The sequence below is a fragment of the Streptomyces sp. NPDC027663 genome (assembly GCF_055566415.1).
The window spans coordinates 1-22843 of the sequence record NZ_JBVHSK010000029.1 but is presented as its reverse complement, the minus strand read 5'-3'; the positions used below and the strand labels follow the sequence as shown (position 1 = coordinate 22843).

At 67.0% G+C, this 22843-nt stretch carries 24 protein-coding genes and 4 pseudogenes; 16 read left to right on the top strand and 12 right to left on the bottom strand.

Annotation, left to right across the window (positions count from 1 at the left end):
• Positions 1 to 96: 96 nt before the first annotated feature.
• Positions 97 to 321, top strand: a pseudogene (locus ACZ4SF_RS37660) (hypothetical protein); the annotation flags it as partial.
• Positions 322 to 795: 474 nt separating this feature from the next.
• On the opposite strand, the gene ACZ4SF_RS37655 reads toward ACZ4SF_RS37660, so the two are convergent.
• Entirely contained in the window at positions 796 to 918 is a 123-nt protein-coding gene (locus ACZ4SF_RS37655; RefSeq protein WP_468393474.1) for a hypothetical protein, read from the bottom strand.
• Between the two features lie 396 nt (positions 919 to 1314).
• Positions 1315 to 1530 (bottom strand): hypothetical protein, encoded by a 216-nt coding sequence (locus tag ACZ4SF_RS37650; RefSeq protein ID WP_468393469.1) that lies wholly within the window; start codon positions 1528 to 1530, stop codon positions 1315 to 1317.
• 556 nt (positions 1531 to 2086) lie between these two features.
• Between ACZ4SF_RS37650 and ACZ4SF_RS37645 the strand changes: the two genes are divergently transcribed.
• Complete coding sequence (locus ACZ4SF_RS37645) at positions 2087 to 3571, top strand: PP2C family protein-serine/threonine phosphatase (RefSeq protein WP_468393467.1); 1485 nt, start codon at positions 2087 to 2089, stop codon at positions 3569 to 3571.
• Positions 3571 to 4062, top strand: coding sequence for an STAS domain-containing protein (locus ACZ4SF_RS37640; protein WP_468393465.1), 492 nt, complete (start codon positions 3571 to 3573; stop codon positions 4060 to 4062). The genes ACZ4SF_RS37645 and ACZ4SF_RS37640 overlap by 1 nt, the downstream gene beginning before the upstream one ends.
• A 340-nt stretch (positions 4063 to 4402) precedes the next feature.
• Here the strand turns inward: ACZ4SF_RS37640 and ACZ4SF_RS37635 are convergent, their stop codons facing one another.
• Complete coding sequence (locus ACZ4SF_RS37635) at positions 4403 to 4819, bottom strand: hypothetical protein (RefSeq protein WP_468393463.1); 417 nt, start codon at positions 4817 to 4819, stop codon at positions 4403 to 4405.
• Positions 4820 to 5272: 453 nt separating this feature from the next.
• Between ACZ4SF_RS37635 and ACZ4SF_RS37630 the strand changes: the two genes are divergently transcribed.
• The 3 genes and pseudogenes from ACZ4SF_RS37630 (at position 5273) to ACZ4SF_RS37620 (ending at position 6836) form a co-directional block, all read left to right on the top strand.
• Positions 5273 to 5524, top strand: coding sequence for an EF-hand domain-containing protein (locus ACZ4SF_RS37630; protein WP_468393461.1), 252 nt, complete (start codon positions 5273 to 5275; stop codon positions 5522 to 5524).
• Positions 5525 to 5947: 423 nt separating this feature from the next.
• Positions 5948 to 6448: pseudogene (locus ACZ4SF_RS37625) on the top strand (DUF3626 domain-containing protein); the annotation flags it as partial.
• Between the two features lie 142 nt (positions 6449 to 6590).
• A complete protein-coding gene (locus ACZ4SF_RS37620; protein ID WP_468393459.1) occupies positions 6591 to 6836 on the top strand; it encodes a hypothetical protein in 246 nt (81 codons plus the stop codon).
• A gap of 183 nt (positions 6837 to 7019) precedes the next feature.
• On the opposite strand, the gene ACZ4SF_RS37615 is transcribed toward ACZ4SF_RS37620, so the two are convergent.
• On the bottom strand, positions 7020 to 7265 hold the full coding sequence (locus ACZ4SF_RS37615) for a hypothetical protein (protein WP_468393457.1): 246 nt from the start codon (positions 7263 to 7265) through the stop codon (positions 7020 to 7022).
• A gap of 271 nt (positions 7266 to 7536) precedes the next feature.
• Positions 7537 to 7740, bottom strand: a complete 204-nt coding sequence (locus ACZ4SF_RS37610) for a cold-shock protein (protein ID WP_468393455.1) — start codon at positions 7738 to 7740, stop codon at positions 7537 to 7539.
• Positions 7741 to 7968: 228 nt separating this feature from the next.
• Between ACZ4SF_RS37610 and ACZ4SF_RS37605 the strand changes: the two genes are divergently transcribed.
• Positions 7969 to 8718: a transposase gene (locus tag ACZ4SF_RS37605; protein WP_468393453.1), complete on the top strand. Its 750-nt coding sequence runs from the start codon at positions 7969 to 7971 to the stop codon at positions 8716 to 8718.
• 246 nt (positions 8719 to 8964) lie between these two features.
• A complete protein-coding gene (locus ACZ4SF_RS37600) occupies positions 8965 to 9504 on the top strand; it encodes a 2'-5' RNA ligase family protein (protein WP_468393451.1) in 540 nt (179 codons plus the stop codon).
• A gap of 60 nt (positions 9505 to 9564) precedes the next feature.
• Here ACZ4SF_RS37600 and istB read toward each other — a convergent pair whose 3' ends face one another.
• The 6 genes from istB to ACZ4SF_RS37570 form a co-directional block, all read right to left on the bottom strand.
• Positions 9565 to 10359, bottom strand: a complete 795-nt coding sequence (gene istB / locus ACZ4SF_RS37595) for an IS21-like element helper ATPase IstB (protein ID WP_468393449.1) — start codon at positions 10357 to 10359, stop codon at positions 9565 to 9567.
• On the bottom strand, positions 10356 to 11999 hold the full coding sequence (gene istA / locus ACZ4SF_RS37590; protein ID WP_468393447.1) for an IS21 family transposase: 1644 nt from the start codon (positions 11997 to 11999) through the stop codon (positions 10356 to 10358). Before istA ends, istB begins: the two co-directional genes overlap by 4 nt.
• A gap of 189 nt (positions 12000 to 12188) precedes the next feature.
• Positions 12189 to 12623, bottom strand: coding sequence for a hypothetical protein (locus tag ACZ4SF_RS37585; protein WP_468393445.1), 435 nt, complete (start codon positions 12621 to 12623; stop codon positions 12189 to 12191).
• Between the two features lie 58 nt (positions 12624 to 12681).
• Positions 12682 to 13158: an ISL3 family transposase gene (locus tag ACZ4SF_RS37580; RefSeq protein ID WP_468393443.1), complete on the bottom strand. Its 477-nt coding sequence runs from the start codon at positions 13156 to 13158 to the stop codon at positions 12682 to 12684.
• 210 nt (positions 13159 to 13368) lie between these two features.
• Complete coding sequence (locus ACZ4SF_RS37575) at positions 13369 to 14190, bottom strand: ISL3 family transposase (protein WP_468393441.1); 822 nt, start codon at positions 14188 to 14190, stop codon at positions 13369 to 13371.
• Between the two features lie 162 nt (positions 14191 to 14352).
• The gene (locus ACZ4SF_RS37570; RefSeq protein WP_468393439.1) at positions 14353 to 15210 is read right to left on the bottom strand and encodes a GNAT family N-acetyltransferase; all 858 of its coding nucleotides are present in this window, start codon (positions 15208 to 15210) and stop codon (positions 14353 to 14355) included.
• 644 nt (positions 15211 to 15854) lie between these two features.
• On the opposite strand from ACZ4SF_RS37570, the gene ACZ4SF_RS37565 reads away from it, so the two are divergent.
• From ACZ4SF_RS37565 to ACZ4SF_RS37535, 7 genes and pseudogenes are all read left to right on the top strand, one after another.
• The gene (locus tag ACZ4SF_RS37565) at positions 15855 to 16769 is read left to right on the top strand and encodes a tyrosine-type recombinase/integrase (protein ID WP_468393437.1); all 915 of its coding nucleotides are present in this window, start codon (positions 15855 to 15857) and stop codon (positions 16767 to 16769) included.
• Positions 16741 to 17166 carry a DUF4259 domain-containing protein gene (locus ACZ4SF_RS37560; RefSeq protein ID WP_468393435.1) on the top strand — a complete coding sequence of 142 codons (426 nt, stop codon included), beginning with the start codon at positions 16741 to 16743 and terminating at the stop codon, positions 17164 to 17166. Before ACZ4SF_RS37565 ends, ACZ4SF_RS37560 begins: the two co-directional genes overlap by 29 nt.
• A gap of 117 nt (positions 17167 to 17283) precedes the next feature.
• A pseudogene (locus tag ACZ4SF_RS37555) lies at positions 17284 to 17574 on the top strand (transposase family protein); the annotation flags it as partial.
• Between the two features lie 622 nt (positions 17575 to 18196).
• Complete coding sequence (locus tag ACZ4SF_RS37550; RefSeq protein ID WP_468393433.1) at positions 18197 to 18406, top strand: hypothetical protein; 210 nt, start codon at positions 18197 to 18199, stop codon at positions 18404 to 18406.
• Between the two features lie 6 nt (positions 18407 to 18412).
• Positions 18413 to 18628 (top strand): annotated as a pseudogene (locus ACZ4SF_RS37545) (helix-turn-helix domain-containing protein); the annotation flags it as partial.
• Between the two features lie 315 nt (positions 18629 to 18943).
• On the top strand, positions 18944 to 19522 hold the full coding sequence (locus ACZ4SF_RS37540) for a response regulator transcription factor (RefSeq protein ID WP_468393471.1): 579 nt from the start codon (positions 18944 to 18946) through the stop codon (positions 19520 to 19522).
• A gap of 226 nt (positions 19523 to 19748) precedes the next feature.
• Entirely contained in the window at positions 19749 to 20519 is a 771-nt protein-coding gene (locus ACZ4SF_RS37535; protein ID WP_468393431.1) for a transposase, read from the top strand.
• A gap of 69 nt (positions 20520 to 20588) precedes the next feature.
• Here the strand turns inward: ACZ4SF_RS37535 and ACZ4SF_RS37530 are convergent, their stop codons facing one another.
• Positions 20589 to 21023 carry a VOC family protein gene (locus ACZ4SF_RS37530; protein ID WP_468393429.1) on the bottom strand — a complete coding sequence of 145 codons (435 nt, stop codon included), beginning with the start codon at positions 21021 to 21023 and terminating at the stop codon, positions 20589 to 20591.
• 261 nt (positions 21024 to 21284) lie between these two features.
• Here ACZ4SF_RS37530 and ACZ4SF_RS37525 point away from each other — a divergent pair, with 261 nt between their 5' ends.
• Entirely contained in the window at positions 21285 to 22055 is a 771-nt protein-coding gene (locus tag ACZ4SF_RS37525) for a transposase (protein WP_468393427.1), read from the top strand.
• Positions 22056 to 22843: the final 788 nt, after the last annotated feature.

The window sequence follows — 22843 nt, the reverse complement described above, 5'->3', positions numbered from 1 at the left end:
GCCGGTCGACGCAGGAGAAGATCACGTCGCAGTCGGCCGCGGCGGCGAACCCGTCCGGCTCGACCACGCTCAGCTCGTACGGCGCCGTACAAAAGAGAAGGCGTCTGGGTGTCGCACAACGACGGCGACGGCCAGTTCGAGCAGGCCCAACTGGTATGCCGCAGCTTCGGCTACAACGACGACGCCGGCGCCTGGCGGGTCGACCGCCACCCCCGCTTCCTCGCCGACATCACCGGCGACGGCCGCGTCGACATCATCGGCTTCGGCGGCCCGGGCGTGTACGTCGCCCGAAACCTCTTCCGCCGCTTCCGCACCCGATAACCCGGCACACCCACACCGCTACACCAGCCGGCGACGGTTCCACAGTGGTATCCCAAGTACGTGCCACAGGAGGGCGGGACGGCTTGCCCGGCGCTCACGGGGGCCTGTCATCGGGGTGGGCGCGCCCGGCTGCCGGTGGGTGTGCGTGGTCATCGCGATGGCTCCCTCGCTTCGGCCGCTTTGGTGGGCGGTGACCGAGGAAGCAGCCTGCTGCCAGCCCCCTGTTCACGGTCGACGGCCGCTGGCAGCGGGCGCGGTCGAGAGGAAACGCGCCGGTGGTCGGGCGGCAGCAGACCTGGACACGGGGTCATGATGGTCCTCGGGCAGCGAGATGTCCAGTGCCGGGCCGTCGCCGCCAGGCTCCCGCCGGTAGCGTCCTTGCCCGTCCAGAGCGTGGCCTGTCCCCTCTGGCCGCCTGCGACCGGGCCACCGGCGAACCCGTCCGCCGTTACGAACGCGCCCGGCCCGGCGTCCTCACCACCGTGCCTGCGGCACACCAGCCTCCCGGCCGGTGCTGATCTTGGGACCGTCCACGGTGAACGCCGGCAGGGCCCAGGTCAGCACCTCGTACCCGGTCCCGCACAGCTTGGCGATCACTCCCCGCCCGGCCTCGTTGAGGGCGGCCGAACCCGCGAAGAGTGTGGCTGTGAAGGGTGGTTCCCGGCGGCACCGGCTTGTCGGCGCCGCTCGAACCTCTCGATCTGCGCCGTATACCGGAGGTGGTCGCCTCGCAGCGGCGGTGGGCGGGCGTGGTGCAGCGTGCGGGAGGGGCCGGGGTGGATCCGGCGCAGGCGTTCACGGTGGCGTATGCGGTGGTCGCCGGGTGGTGGGAGCAGGCCCTGTCCTGGGACCAGGAGGAGATCTGGCCATACCGCCTGCACCAGCTGGCGGACGCCCTTGCCCAGCTCACGGCAGATGGCCGACGTGTCGCTCTCCGGCTGCGCCTCCAGAGCCGGAGAGCCCGCACGCGCGGGGCGGGGCCGGCTGGGAGGGTCAGGGTGTGGGCTGTTGCACCGGCTGCCAGTCCTCCAGTGGCTTGGTACGGAACAGGCCCCTGTACACCAGGCGAGTCAGTACTACGGCCCCCTCCCCGTGCTCCTCCAGCTCCTCGAAGGCTTCAGCCTCCGAGTCGTACACGAACTTCTTGCCCTTCGCGTTCTGAATGACCCACTCGCGATCAGCCGCGACTCCGATCCCACCCGTCTGCACAACTCCCCCGTTCCGCGGCGACTGTGAGCACCGAACGATGGCCGCTCACCCCTACCCCACATGATCCGGCATCTGCGCTCGCCCGCCAACACCTTGCGGAGCTGTGCGCGCACCTCTGGCACGACGTCGCCGACGTGGTGATGCGCCTGTGTGCCGCGCCGCCCGGCGGCCGGTGACGCGTCCGGCCGATGCTGCCGTCGCCGGGCGTCCTGGCGTTGCTGGACTTGGCAATCAGCGCAGCCGGGCCGCGACGCTGCCCCCGGAACGGGTGGAGCAGCTGTCCGCCATCGGATGCGATGGGCATAACAACGGCGCGGCGGCACGGCCCAACGCCGGTCTGAGTTGTTCCGGCCCGAGCGCCAGGAGGGCTGATCGGGCCGAGGGCGGCGGTTGCTGGTTCTCCCGTTTCTGTTGCCGAGAGTAACCGCTTCACAGGTCAGGAGGCCGCGTCCGGTGCCCGGCTGACGGCGGCATTGGCGTTCGGGCGTCTGGTCGATTTAGGCTGCGCCGGCTCGTGTCGTTCATGGCGGGAGCCCATCGACGGAGAGGAAAGCCGATGATGCAGCAGGCATCGGCCACCGGCCCGGCTCCCGGGCGCCGCCCCGAGCTGGTCGCTGACCCGGATGTGGAGGAGGCCCGGATTGCAGCGGTGCGCCGCTACGACATCCTCGACACTCCGCCCGACGGGGCGTTCGACCGGGTGGCGGCGATGGCCGCCCGGCTTTTCGACGTGCCGGTGGCGACGGTCACGATCGTGGACACCGACCGCATCTGGTTCAAGGCCGCCTACGGCCTGGAGGGTGTCGCGGAGATCGGCCGTGATCCGGGTCTGTGCGGCTCGGCGATCCTGCGCGATGACACGATGGTCATCCCCGACACCCTCAAGGACCCCATCGCGGTGGACAATCCGCTGGTCGCCGGGGAGATGGGGGTGCGCTTCTACGCCGCCGCACCGATCATCACCCCCGACGGGCACCGGCTGGGCACGGTAAACGTCCTCGACACCCGGCCGCGCTCGATCACCGAGGAGGACACCGCCACCCTTGCCGATCTCGCCGCGATCGTACTGGACGAGATGGAGTTGCGGCTGTCGGCGCTGCGCGCCCTGCGCGACGAGCAGGCCCGCCGGGAGGCGGAGCAGCGGCACGCCGAGGCGGAACGGGCGCGGGCCGAGGCGGAACGGGAGGCGCGGGAGAAGGCGGAGCGGGACAAGGCCGCGATCGCCGCGTTCGCTTCCACCCTGCAGCGCACCCTGCTGCCCCCGGCTCTTCCTGTGGTGCCGGGCCTGGAGCTGGCCTGCCACTACCGCACCGCCTCCGCCCATGATGTGGGCGGTGACTTCTACGACGTCTTTCCCCTCGACGGCGGCCGGTGGGCGTTCTTCCTCGGTGACGTGTGCGGCAAGGGCCCGGAGGCGGCAACCGTCACCGCCCTGGCCCGCCACACTCTGCGCACCGCGGCCCAGATCAACGCCGACCCCGTCACCGTGCTGAGCACGCTCAATACCATGCTGCTCACCGACGTCACCGCCGGCCGCCGCTTCTGCACCGTCCTCTTCGGTCTCCTGGAGCCCCGGGAGGACGGCAGTTTCACCGTGACCGTCGCCACCGGCGGCCACCCGCCGGCCTACCACCTTCGCCCCGACGACAGCGGCGCCGTCTGGGTGCGAACCGTACGGCCCAAGGGCGGCATGCTCGTCGGCGCCTTCCCGCAGGCGCCCTTCGCCCAGACCACGTTTTCCCTGACGGCCGGGGAAAGCCTGTTCCTCTACACCGACGGGCTGATCGAAGCCCGCACCGCCGAGGGCGCCATGCTCGGGGACGACGGCCTGACCGGCTTCCTCCACCAGCGCACCGGGCCCGTCACCGCCACCTCCCTGGTCGAGGACAGCATCACCCTGCTGGCCTCGCTGCCCGACGGAGCCGGCGACGACGTGGCTCTGCTGACCCTGTCCGTCCCCCACCCTCACACCACACCCCACGGCAGTGCCGCTGCCACCGCCCACACCGCCGCCGCGCCCGAACACTTCGGCCAGGAGTGATGACCGACGTGACCGACACGCTGCACCTGACCGTCCAGCGCCCACGCCCCGACCTCGCGATCGCCACAGTCGCCGGCGACGTGGACACGCGCACCGCGGACACCCTGCGCCGCGAAGCCTCCAAGATCATCGAGCGCGGATGTCCGCGCCTGATCCTGGACCTGTCACAGGTCGGCTTCTGCGACTCCGCCGGTCTGAGCGCCCTCATCGGCCTCTGGCACGCCGCCCAGGAGGCGGGCGGTGCCCTCGGACTCGCCAATGTCCCCGACCGCCTGATGCGGATGCTCACCCTGACCGGCGTCGACGCAGTCCTGCCGGTCCACGCCACCGCCGCCGAAGCACTCACCACCATGACCGGCAGCCCCTCCACCAGTACCGGCGAGCACGGCCCCATCACCCGGCTTTCCACCGACGCCGGAACCCGTGAGCCGACCGAGGTGGAACGCACGGCCTACGACAATACGCACCACTCCCCTGCCAAACTGAGCTGACGCGTCAACCGCCACGACGGCAGGCGTGCCCCCAGAGATCGGACCCGGCCCTCTCACCGCGGCGCGTACCCAGTCTGAGTTCGCCACCGCCGATCACAGCGCGTGCCAGCGGGTCACACGCGGGTGGCCTCCTCACCAGCGTCGCACGCCACGGCGGCCGGTCAGCATCTCGTTGCTCGGCACGGCGCCCTTCGCGCCGAGTTCGCCGCGTACGCCCAGGCGGCGGGCGAGCCTGGCGGCTGACGATCGCGGCCGTAAGTTTGGGGAGCGGTCACCGTGACCGTTCCCCAAACCGAGATACTGAGGCTGGCGCGGTGTGGTCCGGCCTGGTGCGACGAGGTCAGAGCACAGCGACGGTGAACGGCCTGTCTGTGGACTTGCCCTCGCTGTCGCTCGTGACGATCGTGATGGTGTCGGTGGCGTTGCCGCAGTAGCCGTGAGGTCCGCCGATGGCGGTGATCTCGCCCCGGCTGTTGTTGAGCGTCGCGACGATCGCCGCGCTGCTCAGGTCGATGTTGGAGTCCGAGACCTTGACGCAGTACACGCCCGCCTGGTTGGTGCCGGTTCCCCGGGTGACAGCGTCGACGTTCTTGGATCCGAGGAGCGAAGCGGTGCCGCTGACCTTCGCGGCGGCGCGGGCGTACGGGGCGTCCAGGTTGCCGGCAGCCGCAGCAGTGCCGGACAGGACGGCCCGTGACGTCACGGCGCCCAGGGCGAGCGCGGCGACTCGGCTGGGACGGGAGGCGGAAATGCGCATGTGCCTGCTTCTTTCTCGGTCACGAGCACGCTGTTGAGCCAGCGTTGACCGGGGAGTTCGATCAGGACGGGTGTGCCGCCGGCCAGCGAAGGAGCAGAGGCACCTGCGACCGGCGTCACCGCAGGAAGCCAAGCAGTGCTCGGGGAGAGGAAACGGTGCTGCTTGCGCTGCTCCATAGCAACGCGTGAAGCAGCGCTTCCAAACATCAATGGGGTGCACCACCGGCGCACTTCGCACTCCCGGCGCTCCGGCCGACCGGCGTTCTCGTCTGCGGTGGGCGGGAGCGCCACCCGGAACTGACCAGCTTCTCTTTCGGGGGACCCGCTGGCCGAGTGCACAGCCCGTGCGGCACGAGCGGCGCATCCTGAGCAGGCGGGACGCGTTCGACCGCGTCCCTCGTGGAGCAGGTTCGGTCTGCCCGAGACACGCACGCCGCTACCGACGGAGACACATATGAACACCACTCAGCTCAACCAGGCATTCAGCATCATCGACGCCAACAAGAACGGATCCGTCACGCTGGCCGAGATCACGTCCGCGCTGGAGGACCGCCAGATCCCCCTCGACGCGGGTTCCCTGGACACCGCATTCCGTGAGCTCGACAAGGACGGCGACGGTCGGCTCACTCACGCCGAGTTCTCCGGCTTCCAGATGGAGCCCTACAAGTCGTCGGTCGCTCCTACGCTGGCCAAGCTTCTGTCGTAACCGACCGCCGACTCGGCCCAGGCGCCTGGTGCCGGTCATCGCCCTGGCAGAAACGCTGTCACCAGCAGTAAACGCGGGCGGCACGTCCGGCGGCGTGCGGCGAGGCAGCGCTCGGCGACATAGCGGGCGACCACGTCGACGCCGGGGCGTGCGTACCGCTCAAGGGAGCGGATGGAGGCGTGGCGGGAGCGGGCCAGCAGCATCGGGGGCGAGGTGCCGTCCTCTGCGTCGTGTGTCAGGGCGCTGTAGCGGAGCCGGTGGAGTGTCCAGCCGTCCCCAGGTCCTCGACGTCCTCGGGCGAGGCGAGCGGGGTTGGCCAGGAGCCGGGTGTTCTCTTCGAAGATGTCTTCGGCCCGGCAGTAGGAGAGCCGGGCCCGGCCGGTCTACTTGGCACACGTCCGACATCGGCGTCCCGGCCGGGGCACCAATGGCGGTCTGACCGCCCACCCAGGCGGGGACAGGTGGCGCTGGGAATGCCGTATCTTCGGAGGTGCCTACGACCACGCCGCCGCTGGCGAACGCCCCGTTTACGGAGCGCTGAACTACCGGCGACATGCGGTCGGCGGGGCACCTCGATTCGGCTCCTCGCACTTCAGGCTCACAGTCAAGACTCTCGCGCGAGCCACGTTCTGCTACCCAGACAGCTCCACCGACCCCTCGGCGTTCGGAGTTGCAAACCGCTTCTCGCTCCGTGAGCTGGCCGAGGCCGCCGGCCTCGATGCCCTGGACGGCCACATCGAAACACAGATTCATGGGCAGGTCAGGTTCGACTGCGACGTCGAAGGCCTGGTCCTAGATCCCAGCTATCGCGGCACGGCCGTGGAAGACATGGCCCGCCGACTCCCATGCGCCATTGAGTGGCATCCCGCCATCGAAGCCCACCGGGCCTTCATCGCCCGCCGGCGCAGTCTTCGCCCCCGCGAGGAATACCGCGCGGTCACCTCCGAAGAATGGCAGGAGTTCCTGACTCAGTTCGAGCGCCGCAAGCTGGCGCTCGGATCATGCGGGGGCATACGGGACTGACTGCATTCATGAACACGCTTGTTTCCGCTGCCCGGTCCTGATCGTGGACCCCTACGAGAGAGGGCGACTGGTCGAGATCCGCGACAACGTGAACGACCGGATCGCGGAAGCTGAAAGGGAGGGCTGGCTCGGCGAGGTCGAAGGTCTCTCGGTGAGCCGCGACGCTACGGAAGAGAAGATCGCGCAGCTGGATGCACGGCAGAAGAAGAAGGACTCCCCGATCTTCCTGGGCGTCCCCAGTTTCAGCCAGATCGCCGCTCGAATCAGCGATGCCACAAACACCACCTGACTGCGGCCAAATGGCTGGGGCGGCCCGCTGACGCGGGCCGCCCCAAGAGGTGTCCGATAGGTCAGCACAGCCTCCGCGCCGCTGGACAGGGCATCTCGCTGTCTCTTCCCATCACCCGAGTATGCCCAGCCTGCGGATGCTGGCCAGCGGTGGTGGGCAAGGCGACGGCCCCGCGGCCCGCTCTCAGAGGGACGAGGCGACGGTCTCGAAGTCGAGCACGTCGTCCTGGTGGCGCACGTGGCGCACGATATCCGAGACGGTGTCAGATTTCACGACATTAAGGTTGTTAATCCCGCCCCCGACGCCGCCGTCCACTGCCACTTCCTGGTCGGTGTTCAGAAGGCCGATGCCAGCGTGGGCGGGACTGGCGAGCGAGACCGCCGCCCCTAGCAGGGCGACGGCGGAGAGTGCGTACTTCACAGTCTTCATGGGTTGCTAACGAGCCCGGTCATGTGTCGTTACGACAAGCTGTCTGCCCCGTCGTCTCGAAGCGCCACGTCACCGACCCGCCGGACAGAACCTAGACCATCCGGCTACAGCCGCCGAAGAGGTCCTGCCTCATCTGCTGTCCTCACACGGTCAGTTCGGCTTAGTTCAGAGAAGACCTCTGGGTTATGAGCCCAGCGAGCTACCGAGCTGCTCCACCCCGCGTCGGTGGTGCCACTCTACCTGGTGGATCATGCGGGACTCGGGTCGGACGTCAGCCGCCGCGGACGATGTTCTCAGCCTGGGGGCCCTTCTGGCCCTGGGTGACGTCGAAGGTGACGGTCTCCCCCTCCACCAGTTCCCGGTATCCGTTGCCCTTGATGTTGGAGTAGTGCGCGAAGACGTCCGGTCCGCCATCCTGGGCGATGAAGCCAAAGCCCTTCTCGGCGTTGAACCACTTCGCGGTGCCACTGGCCATGCTGTTGTCCTTCGCTCTCGCTGGGAAACCGCAGCTGGGTGGGATGGGGCCTTCCAACGAGAAGAGGCCCGGCGTCCGCCCTACCCCACCCGCAGCCCGGTTATCCGATCATTGAGCTTCTTCGAGGTCGCTACCGATCGGGTGATGGGCCGTGAAGCGCAACAAGCGAGGCCCCCGGGCTGTTGATCGAGATGTCTGACGTCTCAATCTCGTTGCACGGGGGCCTCGTTGGTCATCCATCCTGCCGCACTCGACCTGCCGCATGCACTCGTGGAGTGGGTCACCATGCTGATCGTCACCCGTGAGGGCGACCGGCGCTGCAAGCTCCGGCCGTCCCAGCGCGCGATGGTGGCACTGGTGTACCTGCGCGAACACACCACTCCGGCGAAGATCGCCACCGGGTTCGGAATCAGCGAGTCCACCGCCCACGCCTACACCAGCGCGGTCGTCGACCTGCTCGCCGCGCGTGCGCCGGGTCTGCTGAAGACACTGCGCGAGCACGAGCCCGACTTCGTCCTACTCGACGGCACCCTCGCCGAGTGCGACCGGGTCGGCGACGGCCGGGCCGACTACTCCCACAAACACCGGCGCCACGGCGTGAACGTGCAGGTCGTCACCGATCCCGGTAGCCGGCTGTTATGGCTCTCGCCCGCCCTGCCGGGCCGCACTCACGACCTGACCGCCGCACGCACCCACCGGATCATCCGAATCTGCGAACGCCAGGGCGTTGCGATCGTGGCCGATCTCGCCTACCAGGGCGCCGGCCCGGGGCTGACCACCGGCATCAAGCGCAGGCCCCTCCAGGCACTCACTCCCACCGACAGGACCCGCAACCGTGCCCTGGCCGCGGCACGAGCACCCGTCGAACGCGGCGTCGCCCGCCTGAAGTCCTGGCGGATGTTCCGCAGATCCCGCTGCAGCCCCAACCGCATGACGTCAATCGCCAAGGCGGTCCTCACACTGGAGCTGCAACGCTGAAGAAGCTCATTGGTCGCCGCTTCGGCCGATACATAGCTTTGGCTTCGTTCACTTCAACCGACAGCGTTTGTTCACGGGTTCCGGCGGCGCTTGGTGATCGTCGACCCTCTGGATGTTCACGGGAAATGACGGCAGTCGTGTTCCGGCGCCGTCAGCTCCCCGCTTGTCCTGTGGGGCGGAACGGTCGTGATCATGGACGCATAATGAGTGCTGCCGTCGGCCTCTGAGGTGGCAGCATGCCGTGTCATGGCAGATGACAGCACGAGTAGGTTTCAGGCAGGCCAGACGGGACTCATCGTCAGGATCCCGGATGCGGAGCCGGCCGTCCGCGCATGGCGTGAGCGGTTCGATCCGTCAGCGCAAGCAGGAGTACCAGCGCATGTCACGGTGCTTTTCCCGTTCCTCGACGAGAGCCGAATAGATGCGCGTGTCTGCTCGGCTCTCGCTGACATGCTTGGCTGTCATCGTGCCTTTGACCTGCGATTTGAGAGCTGCGGGCGGTTTCCGCAGGTGCTGCATCTCGCTCCTGAGCCAGGCACGCAGTTGCGGTGGCTCACTGAGGTCATCGCTGACCGTTGGCCTGAGACCCCTCCCTATGGGGGCCAGTTCGCCGAGGTTGTGCCCCACCTGACCGTCGCTGACGGCCAGGACGATGCGGTTCTGGATGAGATTGAGGCCGACCTGCTCGGCAGACTCCCCTTCACGTCGCGCGTCTCGTCAGTCGACCTCATGGTGCATGACGGCGCGAAGTGGCATGAGCGGGCGTCGTTCGCGCTCCTCGGATGAACGGGCCGTGAGTTTGGCTGGTCCGCCGCAACGGGCAGCGGACCAGTGTGGAGACGCCACTCAGCTGACTTCGACCTGCTCGGTGCGGGCTCGGGTGCTGGTGAGCCGGTAGGAGTCGGTGCCGGTCTTGATGATGGTGCCGTTGAAGGTGAGGCGGTCTACGATGGCCGCGCAGAGTCTGGGATCGGTGAATGTCTTCGTCCATCCGCCGAACGACTCGTTGGAGGCGATGGCGACGTTGTTCTTCTCCTTCCGCTCGCTCAGGATCTGGAACAGGAGTTCGGCGCCGTGCTGGTCCAGTTCCATGTATCCGAGCTCGTCGATGCACAAAAGGTCGACGCGGCCGTAGCGGGCGATGGTCTTGTTCAGCTGCTTCTCGTCGGCGGCCTCAACCAGTTCGTTCACCAGCTTCGTGGCGAGCGTGTAGCGGACGCGGTAGCCCTTCATGACGGCCTCTGTGCCCAGGGCGATGAGCATGTGGGACTTGCCGGTGCCGGAGTCGCCGATCAGGCAGAGCGGCTGCCCCTTCTTGATCCATTCGCAGCTGGCGAGGGTGTTGACGGTGGCCGGGTCGATGTTGGGGTTGGCGTCGAAGTCGAAGTTCCGCAGCGACTTCTCGCGGGGGAAGCCGGCGGCCTTGATCCGCCGTTCCGAGCGTCGGCGGGCCCGGTCGTCGCACTCCGCCATCAGCAGCTCGGCGAGGAAGCCGCGGTAGGTCATCTGGTCCTTGGCGGCCCGGTCGGCGATGTCGGCGAACTCGTTGCGAATCGACGGCAGCCGCAGCAGACGGCAGGCGGTGTCGATGGCAGTGGTGGCGGCCTGCTCGGTCAATCCTCGCTGGCGGGGCAGGGTCACTGGGCTTCTCCCTCTCGGTGGTCACCACCGCTGGCGCGACGTCGGAGCAACTGGTCGTAGGGCGTCACCGAGGGCAGCGGCCTGGTGTCCGGCGACAGGTGGTTCAGCATTCCCTCGTGCAGGAACGTCACGGTCGCCGACGGCTGCCCGGCGGCCTGCGCAGACGAGGCGGGAGGAGCGGGTTCGTCCTCGGTCTGGGCGGCTTTGCGGGCCTCCAGGGCGACCGCGTCCGCGGTCAGAGCCCCGGCCCGCAACGCTGTCGCCAGACCGGCGACCAGGTGCTCATGTGGGATGTGCCGGGCCATCAGGAGCACCTCGATCAAGGCCCGGGTGCCCTCGATATCGCCGTGCGCCTTGACCGCTGCGGCCCACCAGGCGTCATGGATTGGGGTGAACTTGCCAGCGGATCGGGCCTGTTCGAGTGCAGCGGCGCCGGGGAAAGCGCCTGGCTTGCGAATCAGGGCTTCGAGGTAGTGGTCCAGTTCCAGGCGGCAGCTGCCCTTGGCGATCAGCCGCTCATGACGAGCCACTTCGACATTCTTGTCGTAAACCACCAGGTGAGAGGCGTGCAGTCTCACCCTGACCCGCTTGTCGATCAACCGGACCAGCACCGAGGAGCGGTTGGTGCGGGCCGCGATCTGGCTGTAGCGGTCGACCCGCGGTGTGAACACCCTCCCTGTCTCGAACGGGTCCTCCGGCGGCGGCATCAGCAGCGGCCGTTCGACCTCGAAGTACTCATCGATGGTCCGCGGCCTGGACCCGATCCGGCGTCGGCCGTCATGCCGGTCCCACTGCTCGACCAGCTCATTCAGCTCCGCCGGCGACGCGACCTCCGGCACCGGGGTGAAGTGGTTGCGGCGGAAGTAGCCGATCTGGCCTTCGACTCCGCCCTTCTCGTGGGCGCCGTCGATGCCGGGCCGGCAGTAGAAACTCTCGATCCCGAAGTGCGACTTGAAGGCGATCCGTCGGTCGGTTTCCACCCTCGCGCGGCTGAGCCCGAGCACCCGGGCGACGGCGGCCTTCAGGTTGTCGTAGCGGACCTTGCTGCGGGGGACACCGCCCAGCATCCGCAGGGCGTGCACGTGCCCTTCGAGGAAGGCTTCCTGACTGCAGGAGGCGAAAACGCGGTGGATGGCCCTGCCCGAGTACGACAGCCGGAAGGAGAACAGGTAGCAGGTCACCAGCTCGCCGGCGAGCCGCACGCTGACGTCGCCGAAGTCGACCTCGGCCTCCATGCCAGGCTGGTGGGTCTGCGGAACGAACGCTTCGATCGGAGCCTTGCCCGACTCCACCAGGATCTTCGGCTTCCGGTCCGCGACGTAGCGCCGGACCATCTGGTATGACAGATCGGCGCCGTGCTCCTCGACGAGGCGGTGGAAGATCCGCGTGACCGTGTGCCGCTGCTTGCGCGGCGCATCCAGGTCCGCCCGCAGGATCCCGTCAATCACCGGCTTGAACGGGTCCAGCGCGGTCGCGTGCGGCGGCAGTTTCTTCCGCGGCTCCGGCCAGACCGAGTCCACCGCCTTGCGGACCGTCCGCCACGACACGTTGTACTTACGCTCGATGTCCCGCATCGTCATGCCGCCGCGGTGGTCGCGCCGGATCGCGGCGTACAACTCGACCTTCGACATCTGCGGCATGACCAGGGCCTTTCACCAGGAGCACCTCGATGCTCCCGTGGCAAGAACCCCAGTGACTTCAAAACTCGGGTTCTGGCTCAATTTCCGTGATCGCGTGGCTGTGAGTGACACCGGCTGGGTAGGCAGCGAGGGCTTTTCCGTATGCGCGTGCTGCCCGGATGTCGACCGAGAGCTGCTGACGAACGAGTCTCAGTCAGCAAGGTCTCTCGCTTCGTAGCTGGCCAGCCCCAGGGCAAGCAGGGGCGACACCAGTGCGTTCAGATACCACGCCATGTCAGTCATGGCTGGTGCTCCGGAGAGGCTCCGCCGGTCGATCGTCGGGATGAAGGAACAGTGCGATCGGCCAGCACGAAAAAGTAGCTGGCCACCGGTTTCCGCAGTTGAGTGATAGATGCAGACACCGACGTGGTGGTCGACGTTGGCCGGTGAATCCACCAAGGTCAGGACCTCAGCTGCCTGCTCGGTTGAAGCCGACTGCCAGTCGAACAGGTCGTCGTTATTGACCACGTAGGAGATACCAAGCGGTTCCTGCAGCGACCACCCCTCACCGGCCAGAGCCCGCACCACGGCGTCGACGGTGACGGCACGTGCGAACACGAGATCGATGTCGGCAGTTCTGGACATTCGCGGCTCCTGCGGTGAAGTTGATCGATATCAGAAGCGTTTCACGTCTTGGCATCGGTCATGGAGCGAGGAGCACTCTTTTCCTCAGGAGTGCGAAGCCGGCTCGGCCGAACATCTGGCGTTTGAGCATCTTGATGCGGTTGACGTGCCCTTCCACGACACCCGAGTTCCAGGGCAGCGTGAGCCCGGCGATGACCGCGGCCCGGTCGCGATCGATGCCGGCGGCGAGGGTGTGGTGACCGGGCAGGTCGTCCTGGCGGACTGCGTCGAGCCACTCGGGCAGCCGTTTGCCCTGTTGCTCGGTGAGGATCTGGGCGAAGGAGCGGACATGGCCGGCGAGGGCTTCCAGTTCGGGACAGTGGGCCATGACGGCCTTGAGTCGGAGCTGATCGACCTCGGAGAGGGAGTCGGGGTGGCGCAGGATCCAGCCGGCGACGGTGCGGGGCGGGGGTGCGGTGCCCGGATCGACCGAAAGGCGTTTGGTGCGGAAGTAGGCGCGAACTCGCTGGTAGCTGCCCTTGTAGCCGAGTGGCACGATCTCCTCCCATACTTTCCAGGCGTTGGTGCAGCCCTGGTTCCAACGGTCGTCCAGGTAGGGCCTGTACTCGTAGAGGACGGAAGGACGGCCCTGCCACTGGCCGTGGAAGAGGTCTTCCCGGGGTTGTGGCGTCGGCGAGGAGCTTGACCGTGCGGTAGGTCATCCCGAGCTGGCGTTGGATCGCACGTCGGCTGTGGCCGGCCGCCATCAGGGCGTGGACGGCGGCATGGTTGGACCGGGTTCTGTCGGCGAACCGGTGGCCGGTGGGCCACGGTGAGCCAGTGGGGTCAGCTGGTTCTTCTGGTTCTTTGACCGGTTGGGATGGCTCAGGTGCCATGCCTCGCAGGCAGCCCCGATGGTGGCGCCTTCGGCGAAGAAGGGAGCCCGGTCCCGGCAGACGACCTCGATCCCTGGCCTCTTGGCCAGCCAGGCGGCCAGGCTCGATGCCTCCCGGTCTGGCAGCAGGTCCACCGGCCGTCGCGTTTCGACGTCGACCAGCACTGTGCCGTAGTGCCGGCCTTTGCGCGTCGCGTACTCGTCGACGCCGACCACTCTCGGGGCTGGCAGATCCGGTTCGGGCAGGGCCTCGACGAGCCGCAGCACCGTGCTGCGGCTGACGGACACCCCAAAGACTCCAGCCATCCGAGCTCCCGCCCGGCCGGCCAGGGCGAGGCCGATCGCCGCCAGCGTCGAACGCAGACGCTCGGTCCACCGGCCGTACCTCCGGGTCAATCCCGGCACCTGCTCAACGAACGTCCGTCGCCCGCACGAAGCGACGAGGCAGGCGAAGCGACGGACCCTCAGGCAAAGCACCACCCGGCGCCCCGCGCTGGGGACATCCGCAGGAAACCGCAGGTAGGAGCTATGAACCCGGATCGACCAGCTCCCGCAGCCCGAACACGCTGAACCCGTCGTTGTGCTGCGGGCCTCGACTCGTATCGTCTCGTTGCTCACGTCCACCGACACCACCGACACGTCCGCGATCGACGGGAACAGCAACTCCTCCAGCCGGAGGCCCGCTTCTTCCACGGTCCCGAACTGTCAGGTACCCGAGGTCACCACTGATCATTTTCAGGCGACTTTCAGGAGCCCAACACGACCATGAACCGTGACTCAGCGTGCGCAGGTCACGGAAAATGAGCCAGAGCCCGAGATTCGTCAGCATCCGCCTGGTCGGCACCCGAAGCGCCCTCAGTAGAGGATCGATGGCAGGTATGCCCCGACGGGCTCGTTGTAGAGGCCGATGGTCATCAAGCTCATCAGCTGCACCACCTTGAGGCCGTTCGCAAGGCCCCATTGCATCAGCACGCTGTTGCTGGCGGGCACCAGGATCCCGGGCCCACCGAAGGCAGGAGCCGAGGCGATGAGGGCCTGCAGGTCGGGGGTGGTCTCGGCCACCGCGTGCGCGAAGAACGCCAGATCTGTGGCGTATCCGGTGACGCGCCCGTCGTGCTCGACCACACGAGCCGTGCCTTGTTTGAGCGCGTCGGCGACCTCGCCACCACGGTCGACGCCGTGTATCCGACGGCACACTTCGTTACAGGCGGCGAGGTCCGTATCCGATGCCTCCCGAACGGTGTGACCAGGCACTGTGCGCAAGATTGCCGGTCCTTGCATGCATGCCAGCGTCTCCCTGAACACGAACCCCAGGCTTGTGTACAGCGAGAACGATCGGGTGTGGTACCCGCTTTGCAGCAGCCGGATCCCCGGCACTCTGCGCTCGGCGGACCGCTCCAGCACGTCGCGCATCAGCCGACGGCCCACGCCTCGGTTCTGCACAGCGGGATCGATGGTGATGGGCCCGACCCCGACGACGGGCGAGCGCTCGTCGAGAAAATTGCTCCCCACAATCCGTCCGTCGAGCTCGGCGACGACGCTGTAGAACCCTGGGTGGGTCAGGAACGCCTCGACCAGCGCGACACCCACCTCGGGACTGGGCACGTCAGGAGGAAACGCATGCTCACGGGCGAGCCCGGCGAAAGCCTCGAAACAGATCCTGCCGCATTCTGCGGCATCGTCCGCGGTGCCCGGGCGCAGTACAAGATCCACTACTACCACCCCCTTCCTTACACCGCCCCGCTCCACATTCCTCCCCTCCATCGTCCTCTGCCGGGCATAGGGACGCACGCGGGGCGCCTACCCATGGCCTCAGGAGCCACGCCGCGGGTGCTGCCGGTTCTCGTGAACACCGACTTCGCCTCGAATCGAGTGCCGCTCAACGAGCTGAACATTTGCCGATCGTTCCTGTGAACAAAGCCAGGAACGCGACGAACGTCGAACCGTCCGTTCGGGTGGAGCTGGTGATGCGGGCCGAGCGGCGCGCATACCTACGTCGCGGTCGTCGTCGCCACGCCGCTGCCGTTCTCCGGGGTTGCTGAACCTGTGGCGTGACGTTGCGGGAGACCGCCTAGTGGGAGCCGCAGGCCGGTTCTCAGGAGTGCGGCTCTGTGGCCGGTCATTGCACAGGTCCCAGAGCAAGAGGTGAGAAGTGCGGGCTTTCCCAGTCCGGATGCCCTCCGGAACGCGATATTGGACGGTCCTCGATGACGGGATGGATTTGGTACGGCCAGCGAATCACTGGCTGCGTCACCTTCGCTTCGGGCAACACCGCGCGGAGCTGACCACGAAGCCGTACGCCGGCGACGTCGCGCTGTACCTGAGCTGGTGCAAGCGGACCAGCCGGGATTGGGCGGGTGGCGGCCCGGGACCTTGGCCTGTTCATGGTGTGGTTGAAGCACACGCCGGTACAGGCCGACGGGTCGGTGGGCACCGTGGTGTCTGGGCCCGGAGCGGTGCCTGTACGTGGCGAACGGCGGATCAACCGCGTCCTGACCGGGGTGCGCGGCTTGCTGGCCCATGCAATCCGGATGGACGAGGTGCCGCCGTGGGTGCTCGGTCAGATCTACGAGCTCGCTGACACCCGGGATCTGCCGCAGGAGGCCCACATCGAGGGCGCCGGGCTGGAGTACCGCCTCAAGGCGCGTCACCTGCTGCAGGAGCCGGAGTCGCAGGTGGACCGGACCAGCGATGAAGCGGTCGTGGCGATGTTCCGAGCGTGCCGCAACGCCCGGGACCGGCTGATCGTGCTGCTTCTGGCCCGGGTCGGGCTGCGCCGAGGCCAGGTGGCGGGGCTGCGTCGCGAGGACTGCCACCTGCTGATAGATTCCCGCGCGCTGGGCTGTGACGTGGAAGGCCCCCACCTTCATGTGGTGCGGCGGCAGAACCCCAACGGGGCGTGGTCGAAGTCCCGCCGCTCCTGGGTGATGCCGGTGGACTTCCTGGTCGTCCAGGCCTTCGACCAGTACGCTGCCGAACGCCACGAGCGTCTGGGCGCCGGTGGCAGCGACTTCCTGCTGGTTAGCCTCTTCCGCCCGCCGCTGGGGTCGCCGGTCACACCCGATGCGATCGGAGACCTGATCGAGGCCCTGGCCCGACGGGCCGGCGTGGATGAGCATGTGGCGCCGCATCGGACACGCTGCTGCCCCCAACAGTCCCGTGCTGGGTTCCGGGGGCGCAACGGCGACGCCGTTGTCAGTGGCGCCCATGTCGCGGACAGGGATGGCGATGCAGGAGTGACGTATGGGTACCTGGGATGTCGGTCCCTTTGACAACGACACCGCAGCGGATTTTTGCGGGGACCTTGATGAGGCAGCCGTAGGCGAACGCGAGGGCATTGTCCGCAGCACTCTCATACGCGTGATCGACACCGCGGGCTACCTCGAAGCATCCGAGTCCGAGGAAGCCGTAGCTGCGGCCGCTCTTGTCGCCGCGCAGTGCCCTGGGGGTGAGCCTGCCGATCCCGTTTACGGAACGGACGAGCCTCTTCCTGATCTCACCGGCCTGCGCGATCTCGCTCTCCAGGCCCTCGACCGTGTCATGACCGAGCCTTCCGAGCTGATGGACCTGTGGGCCGAGTCGGATGGCGGCCCCTGGCGCGCGAACATCCGGCGCCTGCAGAACGTCCTCCTGCCACAGCCGCCCACAGAACAGCTCAGCCTGATCTGACCGACCGCAACCGCTCCTCGAGTCTTACCTGGAAGGCCGCCATGAGCTGGGACGTACTCCTCCTCCGCCTGCCCGACGACCTCACCTCCGTGCAGGAGATCCCCGCCGACCACACTCTGGCGGGACTCCGGTCTGGCCGAGCATTGCCACGGTGTGACCGTGCTCGGCGACGGCGCCTATATCAACACCGGTCTGATCGTCCCGCATCGCAAACGCCCCGGACGAGCGCTGCTGAAGGGCGAGGAAGAGGACAACGCGGCTCACCGCAAGGTCCGCGCACGTGTCGAGCACGTCTTCTCCCGGATGAAGAACTACAAGATCCTCCGCGACTGCCGGCAGCGCGGAGACGGTCTCCATCACGCGGTCCAGGCCGTGGCCCGCATGCACAACCTCGCCCTCGCCGCATGACCGGGCAGCCCAGCCTCCCGCTTCCGGCTGCTTGATCACGGCCTTGTGCAACACCCTTTAGGGCAGACAGTTCACGTCAGAGCAGGCGGACTTGAAATGACCTTGCTGGCTCGTTTCTGCGACGTCCGCCAGGCCGTGGCTTCACGCCCACCCAGCACACCGTCAACCGCTGAGAGTTTGTGGGGGTCTTCCGCGGCTACGGAAGACCCCCACTTTTCCGAAGACCACCCAGATCCAGGAAGGTCGGTTCGGTCGGCGGGCGGCAGCTGTGGCCGTCCGCTCTCACAGTCTGTGCGTCTGGGCCCGCCCGGACGATCCGTGAAAACCCTCAAAGTCGGCAGGAATGCCCGGGATTGATGCCGACTACGTCCGGAACCAATTCCCTTCCCCTGAACGTCGCAGGGACTGCGAGACTGGCAAGGGCACGCGGTCTTCCCGTCGAGCGGCTACTCGGCGGACCTGCCAGGACCGTGGGCTGCGCCTTCATCACCCAGATCCCGGGTTCGGTTCGCCGTGGAACGGCGAACCGGGCAAGAGAGGTCGGAACGTGACCACTATGTCTCCGTCCGGCGGCAATGGTGCCCCACGCCGCCAGGGCAGGCCACCAGGAGTCTCCGCCGTAGTGCTGATTGTGTCCCTGATGCTGATGCTGATGGGGTTCTCGCTGAGTGCAGCGTTGCTGAATGAGACAACGCTGGCGGTCCTGGCCGGCACCACCGCAGTCGGCCTTGCCGGAGAGGTAACGCGCCGGGTTCTGGCGAACTCCCCGGTGCAGGAAGCGACAGACGTATCGCCTTCGCTAGCCGAGGGTGATCCGAGCCACCCGCGGTGAACCGAGATGGGGCGCCGCGAGAAACCCATCAACCAGGGCAGCAGCGATCTTGCCCGCTTTGCTTTGGACCTACGGGCGCTACGCCGAGCAGCCGGTGAGCCGACCTACCGACAGATGGCGAGAAAGACGCACTACTCGGCGCCCGCACTGTCGAAAGCGGCCAACGGGTGCACGCTGCCGTCGTGGGCCTGTGTGGAGGCATACCTGCGGGCCTGCAGTGTGGCTGACCCCCACGTCCTCAGTCGGTGGCGGTCGCGTTGGGGCGCCCTTCGCGAGGGGACATCGCGCAGCCCGGTTGTAACTGGCGTAGGGCCAGTCATGCCCATGCCTGGTGCAGGTCTGTCGGCTGTACCGGATGGGTGTGATGGTGCGATCGTTTGCCAGCTGGGTGCTGCCGAGGCCGACGTCGCAGGCCAGCGTCGGCACAATGCGGTCCGAGGCGTAAGTCAAGACGGTAACCTCGATGCCTCGGAGCCCCGCGGTCGTCAACAAGCGGCCCGGCCAGCGGTGAGGCAGGGGAATGCCCCCATCCGGATCATGCTGGTCGCCTCCAGCAGCCTAGTGCGTCGTGGAATAGCCGCACTTGTCTCATCCGAGCAGGACCTGAAGGTTGTCGCTGAAGCAAGCAGTCTTGCAGAGGCACTTCAGGGTGCACAGGCAAGTCGGCCGGCAGCTTTCGTTCTCGACCTCCCCGGACACATGCTGAGCGCGACCTCCCAGCTGTGTGAGGTTCTTCCCGCGTCGTCGTTGCTGGCACTGGTTGAGCCGCACTCGGCGCTCCCCTCGTCTTTCGTCAGCAGAGTGGAGCGTGCTGGGGTGGCGATCCTGTCGAAGGACGCCGAGCCGCACGAGGTCTGTGATGCCATCCGGCGCGTGGTTGACGGCGCATTCGTCATCGACCCCGCCCTCCGACTTGCGGGACCTCACATCCTGACCTCGAGGGAGCAGACCATCCTGTTGCAGGTTGCTGAGGGCCGTCGAAATCTAGAGATCGCCGAGAGGCTGTTCTTGTCGATCAGGACCGTCGAGCATCACATGAACAGCATCCTGACCAAGCTGGGAGTCGACAACAGAATGCAGGCGGTAATCACCGCCCAGCAAGCGGGGTTGTTGTAGAACTGCCTTTCGAGATACGCCGAGATGTCGGTGACTGAGCGGCGTCTCCGCGCTACGCAGGCCCTCACCGTCGCGCCGCCGCGTCGTCGAAACCAACCGTTGTTGAGGATCCCAATCACCAGTTCCGCTCTCACACCCCACTCGGTTGCGGTGTCAACAAGGGTGGCGAGCAGTCCTGGCTAAGGGCTGTCCCGTAACTGCTGGTCACAGGTGAGATGATCTTGCCGTGGCTGGTGTGATCACGGCGTCGGAGCCGTCTTGGATAGCCCCGTTCACCGGGCTGAGCCCACGTCAGTTCGGCAAGCTGATCTCTGCATTGCGGCGCGAGGGTGCGGATCCGGTCCGTAAGGGCCGGCCCTGGAGCCTGCCTCTGGAGGACCGGGTCCTGCTGGTTGCCGCGTACTGGCGCACCAACCTCACCCTGCGCCAGCTCGCCCCGCTGTTCGGGGTGTCAAAGTCGGCGGCCGACCGCATCATCGACCACCTTGGGCCGTCGCTCGCGCTCCAGCAGCGCAAGCGGTTCCGCAAGGGCGCTGTGTTGATCGTGGACGGCACCCTGGTCCCGACCCGCGACCACACCACCGCCGAGCAGTCGAAGAACTACCGGTACTCCACCAACCACCAGGTCGTCATCGACGCCGACTCCCGACTCGTCGTCGCTGTCGGCCGGCCGCTGCCCGGCAACCGCAACGATTGCAAGGCATGGGAACTTTCCGGTGCGAAGGCCGCCGTCGGCCGGACCACGGTCATCGCGGACGGCGGCTATCGGGGCACCGGCCTGCTCATTCCGCACCGCCGTGAATGCGGCCAGACCGAACTGCCAGCTTGGAAAGAGGAGCACAACACCTCGCACCGCAAGATCCGGGCCCGTGTCGAGCACGTCTCCGCCCGGATGAAGGCATGGAAGATCCTTCGTGACTGCCGTCTGAAAGGCGACGGCGTTCACACCGCCATGCTCGGCATCGCCCGGCTGCACAACCTCGCCCTCGCGGGGTAACTTCCGCCCCATGCGAGACCGGAGAGGCCCAAGGGAGGTGGCTCCCCGCCTCCCCGGCTCGAAGAATGTTCAGTCGATACAGAATTCGTTGCCCTCGATGTCCAGCATCGGGATGCACGACTCGTTTTCCTCATCAGCATACAGCGTTTGCACGTGGGTCGCACCGAGCGCGACCAGTCGTGCGCACTCGGCTTCGAGCGCGGCGAGGCGCTCGTCCCCCACGAGCCCGGTCCCGACCCGGACGTCGAGATGCACCCGATTCTTGACGATCTTGCCTTCCGGGACGCGCTGGAAGAACAGACGCGGGCCTACGCCTGCGGGATCACTGCAGGCGAACCATGATCCCTGCTTCTCAGGAGGCAGGGTGCGGTTGAAATCGTCCCAGGTGGTGAACCCCTCAGGTGGCGGCGGCGTGACGTACCCCAACACTTCACACCAGAAGCGAGCTAGGCGCTCAGGTTCTGCGCAATCAAAGGTGACTTGGAACTTCTTGATCTCTGACATCGGCGCACCGTACCGCGTAGCAGGGTGACCCTGCCGCTCATTTCCCCAGGCGGATCCGCCTGCCACCCGTCGCATCCTGGGCCGCCTCGGACACCAAGTGATCAAACCGAACAGTCCAGGAGAACGACGCGACCGTGGCGGCGGAGCGCCTCAGTGGTCTCCCGGATCCAACCCTGCACGAACCACCTTCGAACCTAGATCAGTTGCGGGACAACCCTTAAAGGGTGTTGCACAAGGCCGTGAGCTGGGCATCTTCTAGGTATGGCCGCGGTGTTACGTGCTCAGCGGGTGTGGGTGGAGACGTTCACGGGACTGCGGATGACGCAGTTTTCCGGTCTGTTGAAGGTGGTGCGGGAGCGGGGCGGCGATGGCACATTGCGCGGCCGGCCGTGGTCTTTGCCGCTTGCCGAGCGAGTCCTGATGGTGGCGGTGTATTACCGAACGAACCTCACGATGCGGCAGATGGGCCCGTTGTTCGGGGTCTCCTCGTCCACCGTATGCCGTGTGATCCAGCGGCTGGGACCGCTGCTCGCCCTCGAGCCCGTCTCCCGCTCCGTCGACGCTCCGGACCGGGTATGGATCGTGGACGGCACCCTGATCCCGGTCCGCGACCGCGGCGTGGGCGCCTCTTCGCGTAACTACCGGTTCTCAGCGAACGTGCAGGTCATTGTGGAGGCGGAGACCCGTCTCGTGGTGGCGGCCGCCCGGCCTGTACCTGACAACACCGCGGACGCGAGGGCATGGCGGGACTCCGGTCTGGCCGAGCATTGCCACGGTGTGACCGTGCTCGGCGACGGCGCCTATATCAACACCGGTCTGATCGTCCCGCATCGCAAACGCCCCGGACGAGCGCTGCTGAAGGGCGAGGAAGAGGACAACGCGGCTCACCGCAAGGTCCGCGCACGTGTCGAGCACGTCTTCTCCCGGATGAAGAACTACAAGATCCTCCGCGACTGCCGGCAGCGCGGAGACGGTCTCCATCACGCGGTCCAGGCCGTGGCCCGCATGCACAACCTCGCCCTCGCCGCATGACCGGGCAGCCCAGCCTCCCGCTTCCGGCTGCTTGATCACGGCCTTGTGCAACACCCTTTAGGTTTTCAGAGTTACTGTTTCGCCCTCCCCACCATGTTGGGCAAGGGGTGATGCGCTCATGTCTCCCGGAGGGCGCTCTTCGCCGTGTCGATGAAGTGACTGAGAGCTACCCAATAGGGGTGGTAGGCAGCGTCGAAACGATCCTCGGCACCGGCGACTCCGGCAAGGATGCAGTTGAGTGCTTGGTACGGATCAGTGGTTGCCTGTTTCACGGCGTACGCCGCAGTGGCCGCCTCGTCTGGCCCCTCCAACTCGACGACTCGCACAGCTCGCCGCAGGTCGCCGTACGGTCCCGAATCCGATCGCGGAATTCCCTGAGCATCGCTGAGCGGCTCTCGGGGCCACTGAAGCGGTGTGCTTCAGAAGCCTTCCAGTACAGATCAGCCATACACTGCCCGTGGTGGATGAGGTCCAGGTAAGCCGATCGCCGAGCGTCATGTAGCCGTTCTATGCGTTGTGTCGCTGTCGCAGCATCTGCCTGAATGCGAGCAGCGCTTGTGTTCCCCCGGCTAGTAACCCAGCTGGCGAGAACGGCAGTTCCGCCGGTTAGTGCGGCGATCCAGAACGTGTTGTCAGACACGCTCCGCAGTGTCGAGGGGAAACCGGGCGAGCGCCAGTGTGCGTATGACACTAAGAGGTCATCTCATTTGGTTAGTCTGCGGTAGCAGATGAGGGTGCAGGCGATGCTGGTGAAGGCGAGGAAGTGCTCGGCTTTGCGCTCGTAGCGG